Below are 19,216 nucleotides of genomic sequence, written 5' to 3'. Positions count from 1 at the left end.
TATTTACTGGACCGTCAAGTCTTGAATGTTTATGTCGACGAAAAAACAGTCTTATTCTTGTCACGTCAGCGAGCTAGCTTTACAGTCCATGTAAGTTTTTTCAGGGGATGTCTGGTGGGTTTTAAACTGGTTTTGAGCTGGCTGGTGTTGACCATGTCGGGGAGTGCGGTAATGGCAGACAATATGGCGCTCGGGGAAGAGGCTGCAATCGTTATCGCGCACAGGGGCGCCAGCGGTTACCGGCCTGAGCATACGCTCATGTCCTACAAGGTTGGCCTTGCGCAAGGCGCGGACTATATCGAACCTGACCTTGTGATGACCAAAGACGGTCATCTGGTTGCCCGGCACGATGTTTATTTGTCGCACACCACCGATGTCGCCGACCATCCCGAATTCGCGGGCAGGAAGCGCACGCTTGAAGGCCATGAAGACTGGTACGTTTTTGACTTCACCTTGGCAGAGCTGAAGACGCTGAAGGCGCTCCAGCCACGCCAGAGCCGGGGCCAGACATTCGACGGCCTTGAAACAGTCCCCACTTTCGACGAGATCATCGCCCTGATGCGAGCCGCGAAAGCGGAGGGGGAGGACGCGGGGCTTTATGTGGAACTCAAACGGCCTGAACTGTTCATTCAAATGGGCCTTGACCCGACAGATGCATTGTTGAAAGGGTTTTCGGAAGTTCTGGAAGCCGGCATTCCTCTTTATTTCCAGTGCTTTAATGGTGATTATCTTGTCAGCCTCAAGGGAAAGACACAGGCGGCATTAATCTGGTTGATCGAGGGCAGGAAAGACGCTGGAAGCAAGCATTATAAACTGGATGTACCGTTGCAGCTGTACGGCGGCGAGATCGACGGCATCGGCATCAACAAAGCGCTTCTCATAGATGCCAGGGGCCGCCCCACCAGCATTATTGAAGATGCACACAATATGGGCCTGAAAGTCCATGTCTGGACCATCCGCAACGACGAGGTGCCGGACATGATCAACTCGGTTGACGAGGAGCTTAAGTTGATGTTTGCTCTTGGGGTTGACGGTGTCTTTGCCGATTTTCCCGACACTGCGATACAGGCCCGCAACAGTTTTCGCCTGCTAAGGGCTGGACCAGAAGAGGTTGACTGACGCTAGATGATTGATTTTGTGAAAGGGTTATTGACCGCAATTCTGGCCGTTATCATTATTCGCCTGGGTGCCGAAGCTCTTTTTTCTGCGGTTGGCCTTTAGGCACGGAGAAGGGCGCCAGTGGCGCCCCTCAGTCAAATGCCGCGCTCTCTCTGATCTCTATTCGCCTTCCGGGAGGTCTTTCCCGAAGGGGAAGGGACGGTCATCGCTGGCGAAGCTGACATAAATTGCCACGTCGCCGATATAGTGCCCGATACAGAGGATCGCGCGGCGGATCACGTCATTGCCGGTCCCGCTGACCAGATAGATCAGGAACTGGACGATGGTCAACCCGACACCAAGCACAATCGCAATCCAGGATGCGAACATGTAAAAGAGCGTGAACGCAGCACGGGCGAAGACATGCCGCCAGTCCTTGTTGCGCAGCTCCGACGCTATCCTGTCAGCGGAATAGGGGTCATCAGTCGCGGTGCTGCCTTCGCGGGTGCCACCGGTGAAGGATTGGTTGGCGCCACTATCTCGTTGTGCGGACGCCCTAATCGTATCGCTGCCTGCTGTCTCTTCAAAAACGTCGCCATGCTGCGGTGCGCTAGCGGTGGCTGCGGCGGTAGAGGCCGTTGTTTCAGCTGCTGTTTTGGGCGTTACCGAGGCCTTTTTAGCAGACGACGCTTTGGCGCCAGCAGCTTTAGCGTGCGTTTTTTTTCGCGCAGATGTTCCGCCCGCTGCCGCTTTGGTCGGTGTGGTTGTGCGTACAGGCTTTTTGCTGCTGCTTGCGCCGGTCTTCTTCGGCGCGGCCTTTTTGGCGGCAGGTTTCCTTGCTGCTGCCTTTTTGGGTGCAGCCGCGGGTTTCTCCGCGTCGCTATTCGATGTAGTCCCTGTTTCCTCGCTCATTGCTCACCTGTGTTCATATAACGGATTGCTATAATGAACCATGTGGTGTGGCACACCGCGCAGTTCAAGGTGCAGTTCAAGCTTGTGTGTTACGCTTACGTCCGCGTCTTATTTCGACCACGGCAGGTCGCCGCGTACAATCTGAGTGGCTTCAGTGCCCTTTATCGGTTTTGAGAAATAGAAACCCTGACCAAATCCAAACTCAAGGGTGCGCAGCATTTCGATGTGGTCGATATCTTCCAGTCCTTCGGCAACAACCTCGTGACCAAGACTGGCAGCCAGCATGCCAATCATATGAAGGATCTTGTATGGCGCATTGCCACGCTCAAGCTGGTTGATGAAACTGCGGTCGATCTTGATCACGTCTATCGGGAACTGGTGGAGGTAGTTTAGCGACGAATAGCCGGTCCCAAAGTCATCAAGGGCGACCTTCACGCCCAGTTTCCTGATGCGTTGCAGCGATTCAGAAATGCGCATGGGGTTAGCCATGATGGCGCTTTCCGTCAGCTCGATACGCAGGAAGCGGCCGTCGATACCGCTTTCCTCCAGGGCTTTCTCAACAACTGACGCCACGTTGTCGCGCGCAAACTGAATGCCCGAGACATTGACATTGATTGGGACGGCTTTTTCGGGGCCCATTTCGTCAAGCCAGGATTTGATTTGCAGGCAGGCGGCCTTGATGGCCCAGCGGCCAAGGTTGACGATCACCCCGGTTTCTTCCGCAAGTGGAATGAACTCTACCGGTGAAACAAAACCGCGTTCTTTGTGAAACCAGCGGGTCAGTCCCTCGAAACCATGTAGCTCCGATGTTTTGAGGTCAATGATCGGCTGATAATAGAGTTCCAGTTCGCTTCGCTCAACGGCGCGGCGGAGTTCGGTTTCCAGATGAAACTGGGAACGCGCGCGCTGGTGTGAATCCCGGTGATAAATCTCTGTGCGGGCCTTGCCAGCACCTTTCGCACGGTGCATCGCGAAGTCTGCATCACGGATCAGGTCTTCGGGGTGGGTAGAACTTGAAAGCGTGGTGGCCACGCCGATTGATACAGAGGTGAATACCTCGTTCCCGTCCAGGTCATAGGGCTGCTGCATAGCTGCATGCACACGGCGGGAGATCATCTCCACCTCTTCGACGTCCTTGAAGCGGGAAACAAGGATCGCAAATTCGTCGCCTGATAACCGGGCCAGCGTGTCAGAGCTTCGGATGCAGCGGCGAAGGGTCGAAGCCATTGAAATGAGGAAACGATCCCCGGCACTGTGGCCGAAGCTTTCATTGATCTGCTGAAAACGGTCAATGTTGATGATCAGGACGGCACAGCCGGTCTGGTGCCCTTCGCGCTGGCAGTCGGAAACCGCCTCTTCGAGCTTGTTGCGAAACAGCACCCTGTTGGGCTGTCCGGTCAACGCGTCATGAAACGCATGATGCAGCAGGTTACGTTCCGCCAGTTTCTCGGCGGTTTGATCTTCAATGGTACAGATAACCTGGAAGACGTTGCCTTCATGATCAAGCAAGGGCATCAGATGGGATGAGAGGAAACGTTCAATCACACCGGCGCGGATGCTCCACTCAAATGTGGTGTCGCGGGCTGTGCGGAAAACTTCCAGGATCTGCCCTGACAGCACATGGTTGTCGGCGGAATTCCAGATGGTATCAAGCGGGCAGGGAAGGGGGGTTGTTTCCTGAAGTGAGAACACCTCGCGGGCGAAATGATTCACAAACAGCGCTTCAATCACATTGGCGCTGGTGACGTTGCACACCAAAACGCCAACAGGAAGCCGTTCAACCACGGCGGACGTATTGACGATGCGCGCGGTACGAGCAGCCCCGTTTGCGGTATCGTCAATCGGCGATACCTTTTTTCTCTGTGTGTCCGCCACTGTCGGCTCCACCCTGAAATACCCAAAATTATAATGCTGTGACCCCCAGCCACAAACTGCAGTTCATCACCGCAGGGTAAAAATTTGGTAAAGGATAATCCTGCAACCGGAAAAAAAACAACAAAATCAACACATCTATTTCAAAGTGTATCAAAGTCGGACAAAAAAAGGGGGAAGGCAGGACCTTCCCCGAGATAACCACCCACTGGGACGGGTTAGTGGGTGGTAAAACTTCTGTGCCTTAGCTACAGCCGCTTGTGCCACCGCAGGTGTCGCATTTCAAACAAGTGCCATTGCGAACCAGTGTGAAGTTTCCGCATTCGCCACAGGCATCGCCCTCATAGCCTTTCATGCGGGCCGCAACGCGGGCGTCTGCGGTCGCGTCAGTACCGCCATTAGCCATTGCGGAACCAATGGAAACGCTGCTGGTGGCACCGTGGGTGCCGGTGGCTAAGGCAACGGTTTCAAGCTCCTTGTCGTCTTTTTGGCTTTTGCTTTTAAGGACAACAAGATTGCTGCCGCGTACATAACCGGAACTTGCAAATTTCTGAACACGTTCAAGGGCTTCCGTCACTTCATCGTCTAGCTGCGGCAAGCCGTCGCCTGCGTCGCCGCGCCCGGTGGTGTCTGGTGCGAAGTCAGCAGGTGTGGCGTGGGCAAGGTCGTCTCTACCAAGGTAGGAGATTGCCAGTTCGCGGAAGATATAATCCAGAAGGGACGTTGCCATCTTGATGGTTTCGTTACCCTCTACACGGCCAAAAGGCTCGAAGCGCGTGAAGGTGAAGGCATCGACAAATTCTTCCAGCGGCACGCCATACTGCAAGCCGATCGAGATCGCGATGGCAAAATTGTTCATCAGGCTGCGGAAGGCGGCACCTTCCTTGTGCATGTCGATGAAGATTTCCCCCACGGACCCGTCATCATATTCGCCGGTGCGCAGGTAAACCTTGTGGCCACCGACAATGGCTTTCTGGGTATAGCCCTTGCGGCGTTCGGGCAGGCGTTTACGACTTGCCGCTCCGACGCGTTCAACTTCCACAATACGCTCGACAATGCGTTCGGCAACGATTTCGGCCTTTTCGGGCATTGATTTTTCGTCGAAATCTTCCTCGAGGTCTGCGTCATCAAGCAGCGAAGAGTTTAGTGGCTGGCTGAGTTTCGAGCCGTCGCGGTACAGCGCGTTGGCCTTGAGTGCCAGTGACCAGCTAAGCTCGTAGGCTGCCATGCAGTCGTCAACGTCCGCATTGTTCGGCATGTTGATGGTTTTGGAAATGGCGCCGGAAATAAACGGCTGCGCGGCCGCCATCATGCGGATATGGCTTTCCCATGAGAGGAAGCGTTTGCCGACTTTGCCACACGCGTTGGCGCAGTCAAAAACGGAATAATGCTTCTCTTTCAGATGTGGCGCGCCCTCGAGCGTCATGGAGCCACAGCAGAACAGGTTAGCTTCACTGATTTCTTTCCTGGTGAAGCCAATGGCAGCCAGAAGGTCAAAGTTGAAGTCGCTCAGGTCAAGTTCGCTGATGCCCAGCGTCTCACGGCAGAAGTCGGTGCCCAGAGTCCACTGGTTAAACACAAACTTGATGTCAAACGCATTTTTTAGTTGCTCTTCCACGAGGTCAATCTCGCGGTCGCCGAAACCCTTGGCGCGCAGTGTGGCGTGGTTAATCGCCGGCGCGTCCTTGAGTGTACCATGACCTACAGCGTAGCGCGCGATATCCTCAAGCTGTGCCGGGGAATAACCAAGCACGGTCAGTGCCTGTGGCACGATACGGTTGATAATCTTGAAATACCCACCGCCGGCCAGCTTTTTGAATTTCACAAGGGCGAAGTCCGGCTCAATGCCGGTCGTATCGCAGTCCATGACAAGGCCAATAGTGCCTGTGGGCGCAATCACGGACGTTTGCGCGTTTCGGAAGCCATGTTCCTCACCGATTTCCAGCGCACGGTCCCATGCTTCAGCGGCGGCGATTGCCACCGCCTTATCCGGGCAACCTTCGATGTCCAGCGGGACCGGGTTTGTGTTCAGCTTCTCGTAGCCATCGTCCTGACCATAAGCCGCGCGGCGATGATTGCGGATAACACGCAGCATATGGTCGGCGTTTTTCTTGTACCCGGGGAATGCACCAAGCTCAGACGCCATCTCAGCAGAGGTGGCATAGCTTTCACCGGTCATCAGTGCAGTGATGGCACCGCAGAGCGCGCGGCCCTTGTCGCTGTCGTAGCCAAGGCCAAGGCTCATCAGAAGGCCGCCAATGTTGGCGTAACCGAGGCCAAGCGTACGGAATTCATATGACAGTTTTGCTATTTCCTTGGATGGGAACTGCGCCATCAGCACGGAAATTTCCAGCACCATCGTCCATAGGCGCACTGCGTGCTTGAAGCCGTCAACCTTGAAGCCGCCATCCTTGGCGCGGAAGGTCATGAGGTTCAGGGACGCGAGGTTGCAGGCCGTATCGTCCAGGAACATATATTCCGAACAGGGGTTCGACGCGCGGATATCACCTGACGCAGGACAGGTGTGCCAGTCATTGATTGTGGTGTGGAACTGGATGCCCGGGTCGGCGCACGCCCAGGCGGCATGGCCCACGTCGCGCCACAGGTCTTCCGCCTTGATCGTTTTCGTAACCGTGCCATCCCGGCGGCTGGTAAGGTGCCACTCGCCACCGTTTTTGATCGCCTGCATGAAGTCATCGCTTACGCGGATGGAGTTGTTTGAGTTCTGCCCCGAAACAGTCAGGTAGGCGTCCGAATCCCAGTCCGTATTATAGGTCTTGAACTCAATGGCGGTATAACCCTGCTTGGCAAACTGGATCACACGCTGGACGTAGTTTTCGGGAATCATCACCTTGCGTGCGGCGACGATCTCTTTCTTGAGGTCTTTATTTTCCTTGGGCTCAAACGCTGCATCTCCCATCTCGGTTTTGCCGTCATGGCAGGCCTTGATGATGCGGTTCAGGTGAATTTCATTTAATTTTGAACCTGAAACAAGTGCAGCAACCTTTTGTTCTTCCACAACCTTCCAGTTTATGAATTCTTCAATATCGGGGTGGTCGATATCAACGACAACCATCTTGGCGGCACGGCGTGTGGTGCCACCAGATTTGATGGCACCTGCGGCGCGGTCGCCAATTTTGAGAAAGCTCATCAGGCCAGACGACTTACCGCCGCCGGACAGGGCTTCACCATTACCGCGAATGTTGGAGAAGTTTGAGCCTGTGCCGGAGCCGTACTTGAACAGACGGGCTTCGCGGGTCCAGAGGTCCATGATGCCCCCGTCGTTGACGAGATCATCGGATACACTCTGGATAAAACACGCATGCGGCTGCGGGTGCTCATAGGCGCTTTTGGATTTCACCAGCTTGCCGGTCTCGAAATCCACATAATGATGGCCCTGAGCAGGGCCGTCGATGCCATATGCCCAGTAAAGCCCGGTGTTGAACCATTGAGGGCTGTTCGGGGCCGCCATCTGGTTTGCCAGCATGAAGCGCATTTCGTCGTAGAATGTGCGGGCATCGGCTTCACCGTCGAAATAGCCACCTTTCCATCCCCAGTAGGTCCATGTGCCTGCCAGACGGTCAAAAACCTGCTTCGCACTGGTTTCCGCGCCGTAACGCTCCTCATTCGGCAATTCTGCGAGGGCTTCGTCATCGGCTTTCTGACGCCATAACCAGCTAGGCACATTATTTTCTTCAACGGCTTTGAGTGCCTGTGGCACACCCGCTTTGCGGAAATATTTCTGTGCGATAATATCGGTCGCCACCTGGCTCCAGCTTGTCGGCACCTCGACACTGTCCATATGAAAGACGATGGACCCATCCGGATTCCTGATTTCGCTCACAGCTGTGCGCCAGTCCATGCCTGCATATGGGCAAGACACATCTTTCGTAAATTGGCGTTCGATACGCATGTATTTGTTTCCCCCGAATTTTCGGTCTTCAGGGTGTCCGGCACCCTGTTTCAGCCAAAAGGAAAGCGGCCCATGCATATAAGATGTGCCCGGCTTGCGCTGGTTCTAGCCCATCTCATTCATGATATGCCGCTGTCTTCGCCCACAATATGTTGTGGGTTGGCCCTTGTTGGCCACAAGTTTAGGGGTGAAAAGACGTCGGCCACAAGCCTAATTTTCTATATATTGTGATTGACAGGACAAGAGGCACAAGCGGCACCTGCTCGACTCATGGCATAGCCGTGAGTCGGCGCTTTTGCCTTAATCTGTCCATAAAGCTTGCCTAAAAATGATCGCATCAAGCGGAGGAGCCTGGCGCTGTTGGCGACTCGGTTTTGCTGTAAACTGGCACCCGGACCTGACACGGATCTGGCACACTAAATGCCGCAGGGGGGAGCTTGTTGCTTTTCCTCTCGCAACAAACGTGCTACACGAGCCGAAATTGACCGAGTAAGTATGGAAATTCGCTATGGCTGGTTTGGTTTCGAAACTCTTTTCCTCTCCCATCTTTACATGGTGGAACAGCGCCACGTTTGGCACGCTTTTGTTTACGCACCGCAAGGGCGTAAAAGTTGGCGAGGACGAGCTGGGCAACGTTTACTATAAGGAAAAGAACGGCCGCAAGCGCTGGGTCATATACAAGAATGGCCCGGTGGAAGCGTCGCGTGTTTCGGCGGATTGGCATGGCTGGCTTCATTACACAATGAAAAATCCGCCGTCGGAAGCACCGCTTGTGAAAAAAGAATGGGAAAAAGAGCACCAGCCGAACAAAACCGGTTCCGCTGAAGCTTATTTTCCGCAAGGCGCGCTGGGTGCCGTTGGTGAACGGGCCGCTACAGCATCTGACTATGAGCCCTGGCGTCCATAAGACGCCCCTGGTCAGTGTCAGGCGGATAGCGATTACGGAAGATATTTATGTCGAGTAATTTGGTTGAAAGTCTGATTGGCGCGCTTGTCCTTGTGATAGCTGGCTGGTTCCTTGTCTTCGCTTACGAACGGACGGACGGTGCTGTTTCAAGCGGCTATACCCTCCAAGCCCGCTTTGACCGCATAGATGGATTGGGTGTTGGCGCAGATGTGCGCCTCTCCGGCATCAAGGTCGGTTCCATTGTGAATAGCGAACTGGACCCGAAGACCTATCAAGCGATTGTGCATTTCTCGGTCGCCGAGCATGTGAAACTGCCGCTTGATACCGCTGCGGCAATTACATCTGAAGGGCTGCTGGGCGGCACATACCTGAGCCTGCGCCCCGGCGGGTCACTAGAAAACCTTGAACCGGGTGACGAGATTTCTGAAACGCAGGACGCCGTTGACCTGATTGGCCTCATCGGCAAGTTCATGTATGGCGATTCCGATGCCAAGAAACCGGAATAGTTTTTTCGCTCATATCCTGTGTTTTGTCGTGGTCGCTCTGGGGCCGGCCGCATTCGCACAGCAGGACCTTGAAGCCGATGCGAGCGCGGATCAAAATACCTCGCATAATGTTGTGGTTTTGCGGGCACTTGATAAAATCACCGCCCGGATTACGGAGATCGAGCTGCCTATAGGCGAGGAGGGGCATTTTGGTACCCTTGCCCTGAAGGCTCGCTATTGCCGAACTCGCCCGCCTATCGAGCCACCCGAGACCTTTGCATATCTCGAGATTGACGACATTAAACGGCATGACGTGCGTGAACGCGTATTTGAAGGCTGGATGGTGGCGTCAAGCCCGGCGCTCAATGCGCTGGAGCACCCAGTTTACGATGTCTGGGTGATCAACTGCAAGATGTCATCCCCCGTGAGCAAAGACGGCAGCCGCTGAAAGTTGGCTAAATGCAGGCCTAGGGCAGCACGCAAGCGGGCGTGATATTCCACTCGCGGTATCTCTATCGTGCCAAATTGCGCAAGATGGCTTGTGGAGAACTGGGTGTCGAGCAGGCTATACCCTCCGACCCGCAGACGCGCCACCAGATAGGCAAGCGCGACCTTGCTGGCGTCGGTGACGGTGTGAAACATGCTTTCGCCAAAAAATGCGCCGGCGAGAGAAACTCCATACAGACCGCCAACCAGATCACCGTCCTGCCAGCACTCAACTGAATGCGCGAAGCTTTTACTGTGTAACTCGGCATATAGTGCTTCGATGCGTTCGCTGATCCAGGTTGTTTCACGGCCCCGCGCAGGTTTGGAACAGGCACGGACCACATCCCGGAATGCCGTGTCCACGCGGACCTCAAACGGATTTTTACGAATTTTTTTTGCCAGTGACTGCGACACATGAAAGTTATCGAGCGGGATAATACCGCGCTCTTCCGGGTCTACCCAGAAAAGCTCATCATCAGCGCGGCCATCGGCCATGGGGAAAACACCGGCCGAATAGGCCTGCAGGAGAAGATTGGGGGATATACTGTCGTGTGGCATAGCCCCCAATTTACATTATTCGGCTTTACGTTTCTCAAGGAATTTTTCAAGCCAGTGAATATCATAGGCTCCGGCCTTGAATTCCTCATCATCCATCAATGCCTGGTGCAGGGGAATCGTGGTAACGATGCCGTCAATCACATATTCCTCCAGCGAGCGCCGAAGCCGTAGCAGACAGCCTTCGCGCGTGTAACCGGAGACGATCAGCTTGGCAATCATGCTGTCGTAGTAGGGCGGAATCCGATATCCAGAATAGACCGCACTGTCGCAGCGTACATTCAGGCCGCCTGGTGGGTGATACTGGGTAACATCGCCTGGGTTTGGCACAAATGTGAACGGATGCTCGGCGTTTACGCGGCATTCGATAGCATGTCCGAAGAAACGCACCATGTCCTGCGTGTAGGAGAGCTTTTCCCCGGAGGCAACGCGGATCTGCTCGCGCACAATATCAATACCGGTGATCATTTCGGTGACAGGATGCTCCACCTGCAGGCGGGTGTTCATCTCAATGAAGTAGAATTCACCGTCCTCATACAAAAACTCAATCGTGCCAGCGCCACAATAGCCAAAGTTGGCCATGGCTTTGGCGACAATGCCGCCCATTCGCTCGCGCGTTTCACTATCGATCACGGGCGAGGGGGCTTCTTCAAGCACCTTCTGGTGACGGCGCTGCAGTGAGCAATCCCGTTCACCAAGGTGAATACAGTTGCCGTGACCGTCACCAATAATCTGAAACTCGATGTGACGCGGTTTCTGCAGGAATTTTTCGATATAAACTGCATCGTCGCCGAAGGCCGCCTTGGCTTCGGTGCGGCACGTTTGCAACTTGCGGGAAAGCTCGTCGGCATTTCGTACAATCTGCATGCCGCGCCCGCCACCGCCGGCCGAGGCCTTGATGATGACAGGATAGCCGATTTCCGCGCAAACCCGTTTGGCCTCGTCATCTTCGGTGATGCCGCCTGCGGAGCCAGGAACCACTGGAATACCCAGTTTTTTCACCGTTTCCTTGGCGGTGATCTTGTCCCCCATCATGCGGATATGTTCGGGCGACGGACCGATAAACGCAATTTCGTGTTCGCCGACGATCTCGGCGAAACGGGCGTTCTCAGACAGGAATCCGTAGCCCGGATGAATGGCATTCGCCCCGGTGATCTCGGCCGCTGAAATGATTGCCGGTATGTTGAGGTAACTCTGGCCGGAAGATGGTGGTCCAATGCAGACGCTTTCATCCGCAAGACGCACGTGCATGGCTTCGCTATCGGCCGTGGAATGGACAGCAACCGTCTTGATACCCATCTCATGACAGGCGCGGTGAATTCTCAGTGCGATTTCACCGCGGTTGGCGATAAGGACTTTTTCAAACATTTGGTGCTGCCCCTATTCGATGATGCAGAGGGTTTCACCAAATTCGACCGGCTGTGCATCGGCGAAGAAAATCTCTTTCACCTTGCCGGATTTGGGTGCCGCGATCTGGTTCATAACCTTCATGGCTTCGATAATCAGAAGCGTGTCGCCTTCCTTGACGGTATCACCCACCTGAATGAAGGGATCAGCGCCTGGTGTTGGCGCGGTATAAGCCGTACCGACCATCGGTGCGGGGACAGCCCCGGGGTGGTCTGCCGGGTTGGCGGCGACCGGCGCGGGCGCTGCAGCGGCTGGCGCTGCGGCCACCGGTGCCGCTGCATGCGCTACAGCAGGGGCTGCGGATGTGTAATTGACGTTGCTCGGCACTTCACGGGCAACACGGATGCGGAAATCTTCTTCTTCAACTTCGATTTCCGATAGGGTGGATTTGTCGAGAAGCTCGGCAAGTTCACGGATAAGTTCTTTATAATCTTTGATTTTAGACATGTAATAAGGCCCTTAACCCCTCTAACGTTATCAGGCGCGCAGCATACTCGCTATCGCGTCAATCGCAAGCACATATCCTGTGGCGCCAAAACCGCATATCACCCCTTCCGATACCTCGGAGATACAAGAGTGATGACGGAATGCCTCCCGCGCGAATACGTTGGATAGATGCACTTCAATAACGGGTGTTTTAATTGCAGCGATTGCGTCCCGGATCGCAATGGAAGTGTGGGTGTAGGCGCCAGCATTTAATATAATGCCGTGTGCACTGTCGCCACCTTCCTGAATCCAGTCCACAAGCGTACCTTCATGGTTGCTTTGGCGAAAATCGATATCGAACCCCAGCTTGGCAGCATGGTCTTTGCTCATGCTGCCAATCTCTGGAAGGGTGAGGGTGCCGTATGTCTCTGGCTCCCGGCTGCCGAGCAGATTGAGATTCGGTCCGTTCAGGACCATGATCATTGTCGGCATGCTTGCACTCATAAATTCGGATCCAATGTTTCGACAGATCGCTTGATGCCCCCTGTATAATGCCATATGCATGGCATGCAAAGCCGCAAGAACAAGTTTCTTCGCGGAAAATCACACGACCAGTGCCACAGTTGCACAAGAGGACAGGCGTATCGTGATCAGTGTTACCGTAAATGGCGACAAAAAAAGGCTTGATGAAGGCCTTTCGCTTACCGCTTTTCTTGAGGGCACCGGCATTAACCCGGCAAAGGTTGCTGTTGAGCGAAACCGCGAGATCGTACCCAAGTCCACCTATGGCGACGTCACGCTTGAGAGCGGCGACCAACTGGAAATCGTACATTTTATCGGCGGAGGAAACACCGACGTGACAAACTCGACAGATACATGGACTCTAGCGGGGAAAAAATATAGCTCCCGCCTGATCGTGGGAACCGGCAAATACAAGGATTTTGAGGAAACGGCGCAGGCTGTAGAAGCATCTGGCGCTGAAATCGTGACGGTTGCGGTGCGCCGGGTGAATGTGTCTGACCCAAACCAGCCGATGCTGGTCGATTATCTTGACCCCAGGAAAATTACGTACCTACCAAACACCGCAGGCTGTTTTGACGCCGACAGTGCGGTGCGTACGCTCAGGCTGGCGCGTGAAGCCGGGGGCTGGGATCTTGTGAAGCTTGAAGTGCTGGGTGACCAGAAAACCCTTTATCCCAATATGATGGAAACTTTCCCGGCGGCAGAAGCGCTGATCAAGGATGGGTTCAAGGTCATGGTATACTGTTCCGATGATCCGATAGCCGCCAAGCGGCTGGAGGATATGGGGTGTGTTGCGATCATGCCGCTTGGCGCCCCGATTGGCTCTGGGCTTGGTATCCAAAATCCGGTGCAAATTCGTCTGATGATTGAGCAGGCTAAGGTGCCTGTCCTTGTCGACGCTGGCGTTGGCACGGCGTCTGATGCCGCTGTCGCGATGGAACTTGGCTGTGACGGTGTGTTGATGAACACGGCGATCGCGGAAGCTAGAAAGCCGGTGGAAATGGCGCGGGCCATGAAGCTGGCTGTCGAAGGCGGCAGGCTGGCCTATCTTGCCGGGCGTATGCCGAAAAAACGGTATGCAGACCCGAGTTCACCATTGTCAGGCTTGATCTAGATACAAAAAAAGGCCGCCTCAAGCGGCCTTTTCTTTGGGTGTTCGCACGGAGACCTTATTTACCCATCTCAGCCCGCGCGCGATCGACCGCTTGCTTGAGCCGACCATAGCCCTCGGCACCAAGGACAACATCCTTGCCAATTATATAACCCGGTGTGCCCGAGAACCCGATGTCCTGTCCGATGGCGAGCGTGTTTTTGATTCGTTTTTCAATTAGCTTGTCCGCCATGTCGGCCTTCAGCATGGCTACATCAAGACCAACGCTTGAGGCAACCTGATAGATTGATTCTTCCGTTACCTGTGCGCCGGACGTCATCATTGCCTTGTGAAACGCGGCAAACTTGCCTTGTTTTTGGGCCGCGAGGGCAGCTTTGGCAGTGAGCAGAGACAAAGGTTTGGCATCCGGGCTGTCGAGAATAGGAAATTGTTTGGGCAACAGGCGAATATTGCCATCGCCCTCAACAAGTTTCATGACATCAGGGAAATGGCGGCGGCAATAACCACAGCGGTAGTCGAAAAACTCGACAATTGTTACATCACCGTTGGGGTTGCCGAGCACGGCTGCGCCAGCATCTTCCTCGAGGTAGCTGCGGTACATCTCGATGGCGGGCAGCATTTGGGCAAGGGTTTGCCTGCGTTGCAACTCCCCCACTGCCTGCATGATGACCTCAGGATGTTCCATCAGATAGTCCTGCACCACCGATTCAATTTTTTTACGTTCAACCGGGTCGATATCCTGAGGCTGTGCCATAAGGGCAGGGGAAGCAGTCGCGGTCAATGCAGCCGCAAGAATCAGTTTTTTGACCATAGGGTATGTGTCTTTCTGTTTTTAGACGTCTTTAAGAAGGGCTACCGTAGAAGGCTGCGCCCTCAAACCGCCGACGATCTTGCTCGCGGCGGCGCTTTTCCTGATATTTACGCATTTTTTCAGCGGCTTCTTCCGAGACATAAAGAATATCCTGTGCCCGAAGCCATTCCGGCGTGCCTTCGTCGAAGGCTTGCATGGCGCGCTGTGCATGCATGACTGCCTGCATCGGGGCGCCTGCGGAATAGAAGCGCTCAGCGGTGGCCAGACTTGCGTCCGCCTCCCGCCCAACCCAAGCATATGCCTTGGCGAGATTGAACCATGCAAAGCTGTTGCCCCGGTCCTGCCGGGTCGCGTCTTCGAGAATTGGAATGGCCTGTGCCATTAGGGTATCGTCCTCTGTCGATACCATGGCCTGACCAAGCGCCGTAGATATCAGCGGTTCTTTAGGCGCGAGAGCTACCGCTTTCTTGAATACGGGCAGGCTTTGGTCGACATGGCCGTTCTCAAAAAGGATCTGCCCCTTGATTTCATAAAAATACGGATTGTTGGGTTCCATCTCAATCAACGCATCGGCTTCCTTGAGCGCGGCATCCCATTCCAGCGCCTTATGGTAGGCATAGACCCGGGCATACCGGCCGGATGCACTTGTGTCTGTCAACGGATAATCCCTGAGCGTCCGACGCGGCTCGAAGAGATACCCCTCGAGCTTTGCCTTTAGCCGGTTGAACTTCTCGTTCATTACCGGATCGGGGGCCTGCCCGGCATAAGGGCTTGTCTCGACAGCTTCCTGAAGTTGCATGATTCGGGTGCGGTTTAGGGGGTGGCTGCGGACATATGGGTCCTGGCGAACCTGCGCCAGGATTTCCTGATCACGCAGTTTTTCGAAAAAAGCGATCATGCCTTCGCCGGGAATATGCGCCTTCTCCAGGTATTTGGCGCCGGCGAGGTCGGCCTCACTTTCCTGCCCTCGGCTGTAGGCCAGAAATTGCCCCTGAGCCATTGACTGGCCCGCCATCATGATCCCCATACCGGCATCCGCGCCGCCAGCAAGGATCGCCGCGGCACCAAGCACCATCGAAAGAATGGAGGTGGTGCCGGCGATACCGGCAGCGTCAGCGGTTCTTACCCTGTGGCCACAGGCGATATGGCATGTCTCGTGGGCCATGACGCCCAGAAACTCGTTTACGTCATTAGCGGCGAGAATAAGCCCCGAGTGGATGAAGATATTTTGACCACCCGTGACAAAAGCGTTGATGGAATTGTCATGCAAAAGATAAAGGTGCACTGACTTTGGGTTAAGGCCAGCGGCGATAAAAATCGGATCCGAGACCTCATGCAGAAAGGCTTCTGTCTCTGCATCCCGCAGGATTGACTGTGCCCGTGCCGCAGAGAACGGCAGGATAAGTAACATAAGAACCGAGGCCAGAATCTGTTTACATGTCACGCGCAAAATATCTCTCCAATGCTCGTTCGAACGCTAGGGCGCGAGGCCTTAATCGTCAATGAACAATGATTGACAAGGCTGTGCAACACCCCAGTGCGGGACATTTTTATATAAAAAGGCGGCGAAGCTATGGCCCCGCCGCCTTTTTTCAAACTGATTTCATCCTATTAGCCGAAAGTCCGCTGCCACCAGCCTTTGCGCTTGGGGCCGCTGTCCTCATCGGACGGCGCTGCGGTACTGGCCTCAGCCTGGTTACTATCGGCTGAAACCTTGATCGATTGAACAGGTTTATCCACCGGTGCCGGTTTTGGCGCTGACTGCTTTGGGGATGCCGGCTTTGCAGGCGCCTCCTTGGGCTTTTCAGCCGCCGCAGCCTTATCAGTTGTAACCGGTGCGGTATCGTCTGCTTTTTTAGTGGTGCGACGGCGACGGACCGGCGCTTTTTTCACGGGCGTTTCACTGGCCTCTGCCGGCTCGGTTGCCTCACCCGCCACTTTTGGCTCGGCTTTGCGGCGCGTACGACGCTTTGGCTTCTCATCTGCCTCAGGTTTTTCATCCGTGGCAACGGCAGCAGCTTCCGGCGCAGCAGCGGTATCCTCCGCTACGGCCTTCTTGCGTGTGCGGCGCCGTGGGGCGGGTTTATCTTCCGCAACGACCTCGGCGGCTTGGGCAACAGCGTCAATGACTGGCGTGTCAGTGGATTGATCAGCCTGTTCCGATTCAGCCTCTGCCTTCTTAACAACACGGCGGCGACGGCGCGGTTTCTTTTCTTCCGTGGGCGCGTCAGCTTCAGGGGCCGCGCTAGGTTCAACTGGCTGGGCGCCGGCATCACCGGCCTCAACTTGCTGTGAATTATCATCAGCAGGTTTTGGCGCGTCGTTGCGCTCACGGCGGCGGCGGCCGCCACGGCTACCGCGGCGGCGGCGTGGACGATCATCCTTGTTGGCCATCTCGCCGTCAGCTGAAGCTTCTGATGCCTCGTCACCGTCCGGGCTTTCACCCTCGGTATCGGTTGTCTGTGCATGTTGTGTGGTGGCGCTTTCACCCGCTTCATCGCCACGACGGCGACGACGACGGCGGCGGCGTTTGCGGCGTGGCTTGTCATCTTCCGGCTTTTCTTCACGAGCGGCCTCAACCTCGACTGGCTCAACAGGAGCCGGGAGAGGCAGGGGCGCTGTTGCGGCGCTATCAGGCTTCACGGCAACACTTTCCGCCGGGCCTTCTGCTTTTCCGCCCAACGCTGTTGCTTCGCGGGTGACTTCAACTTCGGCCGGTGCCATGCTCGGTGACGAAAGAACTTCAATGACAAAGTCATAGCTGGTCTCAAGATCAGACAGCATTGCCCGCTTCTTGTTGAGCAGATAAATCGCGACATCGGGGCTCGCCGTTACGCGCACAATCGAGCTGCGGCCACGGATGCCTTCTTCTTCCAGTTGACGCAGAACCATCAGCGATGCGGATTCGACCGAGCGTACAACACCCATGCCGGCACATGCTGAACAGGTTTCCATACTGGCTTCCAGAAGGTTCGGGCGCAAGCGCTGGCGCGACATTTCCATCAGGCCGAAGGAAGAGATGCGGCCAACCTGGATACGGGCGCGGTCAAACTTGAGCACATCCTTCATCCGGCGCTCGACGGCGCGGTTGTTATTGCGTTCTTCCATGTCGATGAAGTCGATGACCACGAGACCAGCCATGTCACGCAGCCGCAGCTGACGGGCCACTTCTTCAGCGGCTTCCATGTTGGTCTTGAGGGCGGTTTCCTCGATATTATGTTCGCGAGTGGCCCGACCGGAGTTCACATCGATCGAGATCAATGCCTCTGTCGGGTTGATCACGATATAACCGCCGGAGCGAAGCTGCACCACTGGCTGGTACATCGCCTCCAGATGACTTTCCACCTGATAACGATGAAACAGCGGAATACGATCCTTGTAATGCTGGACCTTCTTGGCATGGCTTGGCATCAGGAGCTTCATAAAGTCCTTCGCCGCGCGGTAACCGTTTTCACCCTCGACAAGAATTTCGTCAACATCGCGGGTGTAGAGGTCACGAATCGTACGCTTGATCAGATTGCCTTCCTCGTAAACGAGGGCAGGGGCCACGGACTGCAGCGTCAACTCGCGGATACCGTTCCACAAGCGTAGCAGATATTCATAGTCGCGTTTGACCTCGGCCTTGGTGCGCTGCATGCCTGCGGTACGGACAATCAGGCCCATCTCTTCTGGCACTTCGAGGTCGGAAATCATCTTTTTCAGGCGCTTGCGGTCAGTAGCACTTGAGATTTTACGACTGATACCACCTGCGTGGGTCGAGTTTGGCATCAGTACGCAGTAACGACCGGCAAGTGACAGGTATGTGGTGAGTGCAGCACCTTTGTTGCCGCGCTCTTCCTTGACGACCTGTACAAGCAGCACCTGGCGGCGCTTGATCACTTCCTGGATATTATATTTGCGTTTAAGGGCGCGGAGACCACGGCGGCGTGCCGCTGCTTCTTCGATCTCGGCGTCTTTTTCATCTTCATCACTGTCTTTGACGTCAGGCGCTTCATCACCTTCATGATCGCCTTCAGCATTCGCCGACGGGCTTTCTTCACTATGGTGATGTTCGTCATCAACAAGCGTCTCGGCAGCTTTAACTTCGGCCGCGATCAGCTCCTCCCGGTCTTCAACCGGGATCTGGTAATAGTCAGGATGAATTTCGCTGAAAGCGAGAAAGCCGTGACGGTTGCCGCCATATTCCACGAAGGCCGCCTGCAGGGAAGGCTCAACACGGGTTACCCGTGCCAGATATATATTCCCTTTAAGTTGGCGTCGTGTTGCAGATTCGTAGTCAAACTCCTCTACGCGGCTTCCCTTAACAACTGTGACCCGCGTCTCTTCAGAGTGACGCGCGTCGATAAGCATTCTTGTCGACATAAACTACTTCTCCGGATGCTCAGCCGCGCGGGCACGCCCTCAGAAAGGGGGGCGCTGGCCAAGTCCAATTTATATGATGATACTACGATAGTAGGTGTGGAGTAGGCAGTCCCCGGTAGACCACAGACAACAAAAGATGGTCGCTGCGCCCATGACGGAGGCAGACCTGTCTGATGTTTTTTCAATGCGCAAAGCCTTTTGGCCATTGCCGGTTCTTGTCCTTGTTCGGCTTTGGGTCCGATGGCGGGCAGTTGCTTAAAGCCAGCCCACGAGAGCGTTCCGTCAAAGCCAGACCCGCCGCGCGCATGCGACCGGTCGGTAAACTCGCAGGGTTAAAATAGTGAAGTCC

Annotated in this window: 15 protein-coding genes; 5 read left to right on the top strand and 10 right to left on the bottom strand. The window is 55.1% G+C overall.

Translation table 11 applies throughout. The features are described from left to right. Window positions 1-114: 114 nt before the first annotated feature. Window positions 115-1,119, top strand: coding sequence for a glycerophosphodiester phosphodiesterase family protein (locus OEU85_RS12325; protein WP_262691779.1), 1,005 nt, complete (start codon window positions 115-117; stop codon window positions 1,117-1,119). 159 nt (window positions 1,120-1,278) lie between these two features. On the opposite strand, the gene OEU85_RS12320 is transcribed toward OEU85_RS12325, so the two are convergent. From OEU85_RS12320 to OEU85_RS12310, 3 genes are all read right to left on the bottom strand, one after another. After that, window positions 1,279-2,010: a DUF4389 domain-containing protein gene (locus OEU85_RS12320; protein ID WP_262691778.1), complete on the bottom strand. Its 732-nt coding sequence runs from the start codon at window positions 2,008-2,010 to the stop codon at window positions 1,279-1,281. 108 nt (window positions 2,011-2,118) lie between these two features. Further along, a complete protein-coding gene (locus tag OEU85_RS12315) occupies window positions 2,119-3,885 on the bottom strand; it encodes a putative bifunctional diguanylate cyclase/phosphodiesterase (RefSeq protein WP_262691777.1) in 1,767 nt (588 codons plus the stop codon). Window positions 3,886-4,126: 241 nt separating this feature from the next. After that, window positions 4,127-7,795 carry a vitamin B12-dependent ribonucleotide reductase gene (locus tag OEU85_RS12310; RefSeq protein ID WP_262691776.1) on the bottom strand — a complete coding sequence of 1,223 codons (3,669 nt, stop codon included), beginning with the start codon at window positions 7,793-7,795 and terminating at the stop codon, window positions 4,127-4,129. A gap of 508 nt (window positions 7,796-8,303) precedes the next feature. On the opposite strand from OEU85_RS12310, the gene OEU85_RS12305 reads away from it, so the two are divergent. Genes OEU85_RS12305 through OEU85_RS12295 form a run of 3 tightly spaced genes read left to right on the top strand, consistent with a single transcriptional unit; the run spans window position 8,304 to window position 9,635 of the window. Then, window positions 8,304-8,702: an NADH:ubiquinone oxidoreductase subunit NDUFA12 gene (locus OEU85_RS12305; RefSeq protein ID WP_262691775.1), complete on the top strand. Its 399-nt coding sequence runs from the start codon at window positions 8,304-8,306 to the stop codon at window positions 8,700-8,702. 47 nt (window positions 8,703-8,749) lie between these two features. Beyond that, window positions 8,750-9,208, top strand: a complete 459-nt coding sequence (gene mlaD / locus OEU85_RS12300; protein WP_262691774.1) for an outer membrane lipid asymmetry maintenance protein MlaD — start codon at window positions 8,750-8,752, stop codon at window positions 9,206-9,208. Further along, on the top strand, window positions 9,189-9,635 hold the full coding sequence (locus OEU85_RS12295; RefSeq protein ID WP_262691773.1) for a DUF2155 domain-containing protein: 447 nt from the start codon (window positions 9,189-9,191) through the stop codon (window positions 9,633-9,635). The genes mlaD and OEU85_RS12295 overlap by 20 nt, the downstream gene beginning before the upstream one ends. On the opposite strand, the gene aat is transcribed toward OEU85_RS12295, so the two are convergent. The 4 genes from aat to aroQ are packed head-to-tail and all read right to left on the bottom strand — an operon-like array spanning window position 9,572 to window position 12,553. Continuing rightward, window positions 9,572-10,231: a leucyl/phenylalanyl-tRNA--protein transferase gene (gene aat, locus OEU85_RS12290; protein WP_262691772.1), complete on the bottom strand. Its 660-nt coding sequence runs from the start codon at window positions 10,229-10,231 to the stop codon at window positions 9,572-9,574. The genes OEU85_RS12295 and aat overlap by 64 nt on opposite strands. A gap of 15 nt (window positions 10,232-10,246) precedes the next feature. Then, complete coding sequence (gene accC, locus OEU85_RS12285) at window positions 10,247-11,596, bottom strand: acetyl-CoA carboxylase biotin carboxylase subunit (RefSeq protein WP_262691771.1); 1,350 nt, start codon at window positions 11,594-11,596, stop codon at window positions 10,247-10,249. Between the two features lie 12 nt (window positions 11,597-11,608). Then, window positions 11,609-12,082, bottom strand: a complete 474-nt coding sequence (gene accB / locus OEU85_RS12280) for an acetyl-CoA carboxylase biotin carboxyl carrier protein (RefSeq protein WP_262691770.1) — start codon at window positions 12,080-12,082, stop codon at window positions 11,609-11,611. Window positions 12,083-12,112: 30 nt separating this feature from the next. After that, complete coding sequence (gene aroQ, locus OEU85_RS12275) at window positions 12,113-12,553, bottom strand: type II 3-dehydroquinate dehydratase (protein ID WP_394805420.1); 441 nt, start codon at window positions 12,551-12,553, stop codon at window positions 12,113-12,115. A gap of 154 nt (window positions 12,554-12,707) precedes the next feature. On the opposite strand from aroQ, the gene thiS reads away from it, so the two are divergent. Further along, on the top strand, window positions 12,708-13,697 hold the full coding sequence (thiS, locus tag OEU85_RS12265; RefSeq protein ID WP_317277425.1) for a sulfur carrier protein ThiS: 990 nt from the start codon (window positions 12,708-12,710) through the stop codon (window positions 13,695-13,697). A gap of 55 nt (window positions 13,698-13,752) precedes the next feature. Here thiS and OEU85_RS12260 read toward each other — a convergent pair whose 3' ends face one another. The 3 genes from OEU85_RS12260 to OEU85_RS12250 all read right to left on the bottom strand — a co-directional run bounded on the left by OEU85_RS12260 (window position 13,753) and on the right by OEU85_RS12250 (window position 18,867). Continuing rightward, window positions 13,753-14,505 (bottom strand): DsbA family protein, encoded by a 753-nt coding sequence (locus OEU85_RS12260; RefSeq protein WP_262691768.1) that lies wholly within the window; start codon window positions 14,503-14,505, stop codon window positions 13,753-13,755. Window positions 14,506-14,536: 31 nt separating this feature from the next. Beyond that, complete coding sequence (locus OEU85_RS12255; RefSeq protein WP_262691767.1) at window positions 14,537-15,949, bottom strand: M48 family metalloprotease; 1,413 nt, start codon at window positions 15,947-15,949, stop codon at window positions 14,537-14,539. 167 nt (window positions 15,950-16,116) lie between these two features. Beyond that, window positions 16,117-18,867, bottom strand: a complete 2,751-nt coding sequence (locus OEU85_RS12250; RefSeq protein WP_262691766.1) for an Rne/Rng family ribonuclease — start codon at window positions 18,865-18,867, stop codon at window positions 16,117-16,119. Between the last annotated feature and the right edge of the window lie 349 nt (window positions 18,868-19,216).

Origin of the sequence: Kordiimonas aestuarii, assembly GCF_025574465.1 — a bacterium.
Taxonomy (GTDB): Bacteria; Pseudomonadota; Alphaproteobacteria; order Sphingomonadales; family Kordiimonadaceae; genus Kordiimonas; species Kordiimonas aestuarii.
This window is presented reverse-complemented; position numbering and strand designations above follow the sequence as displayed.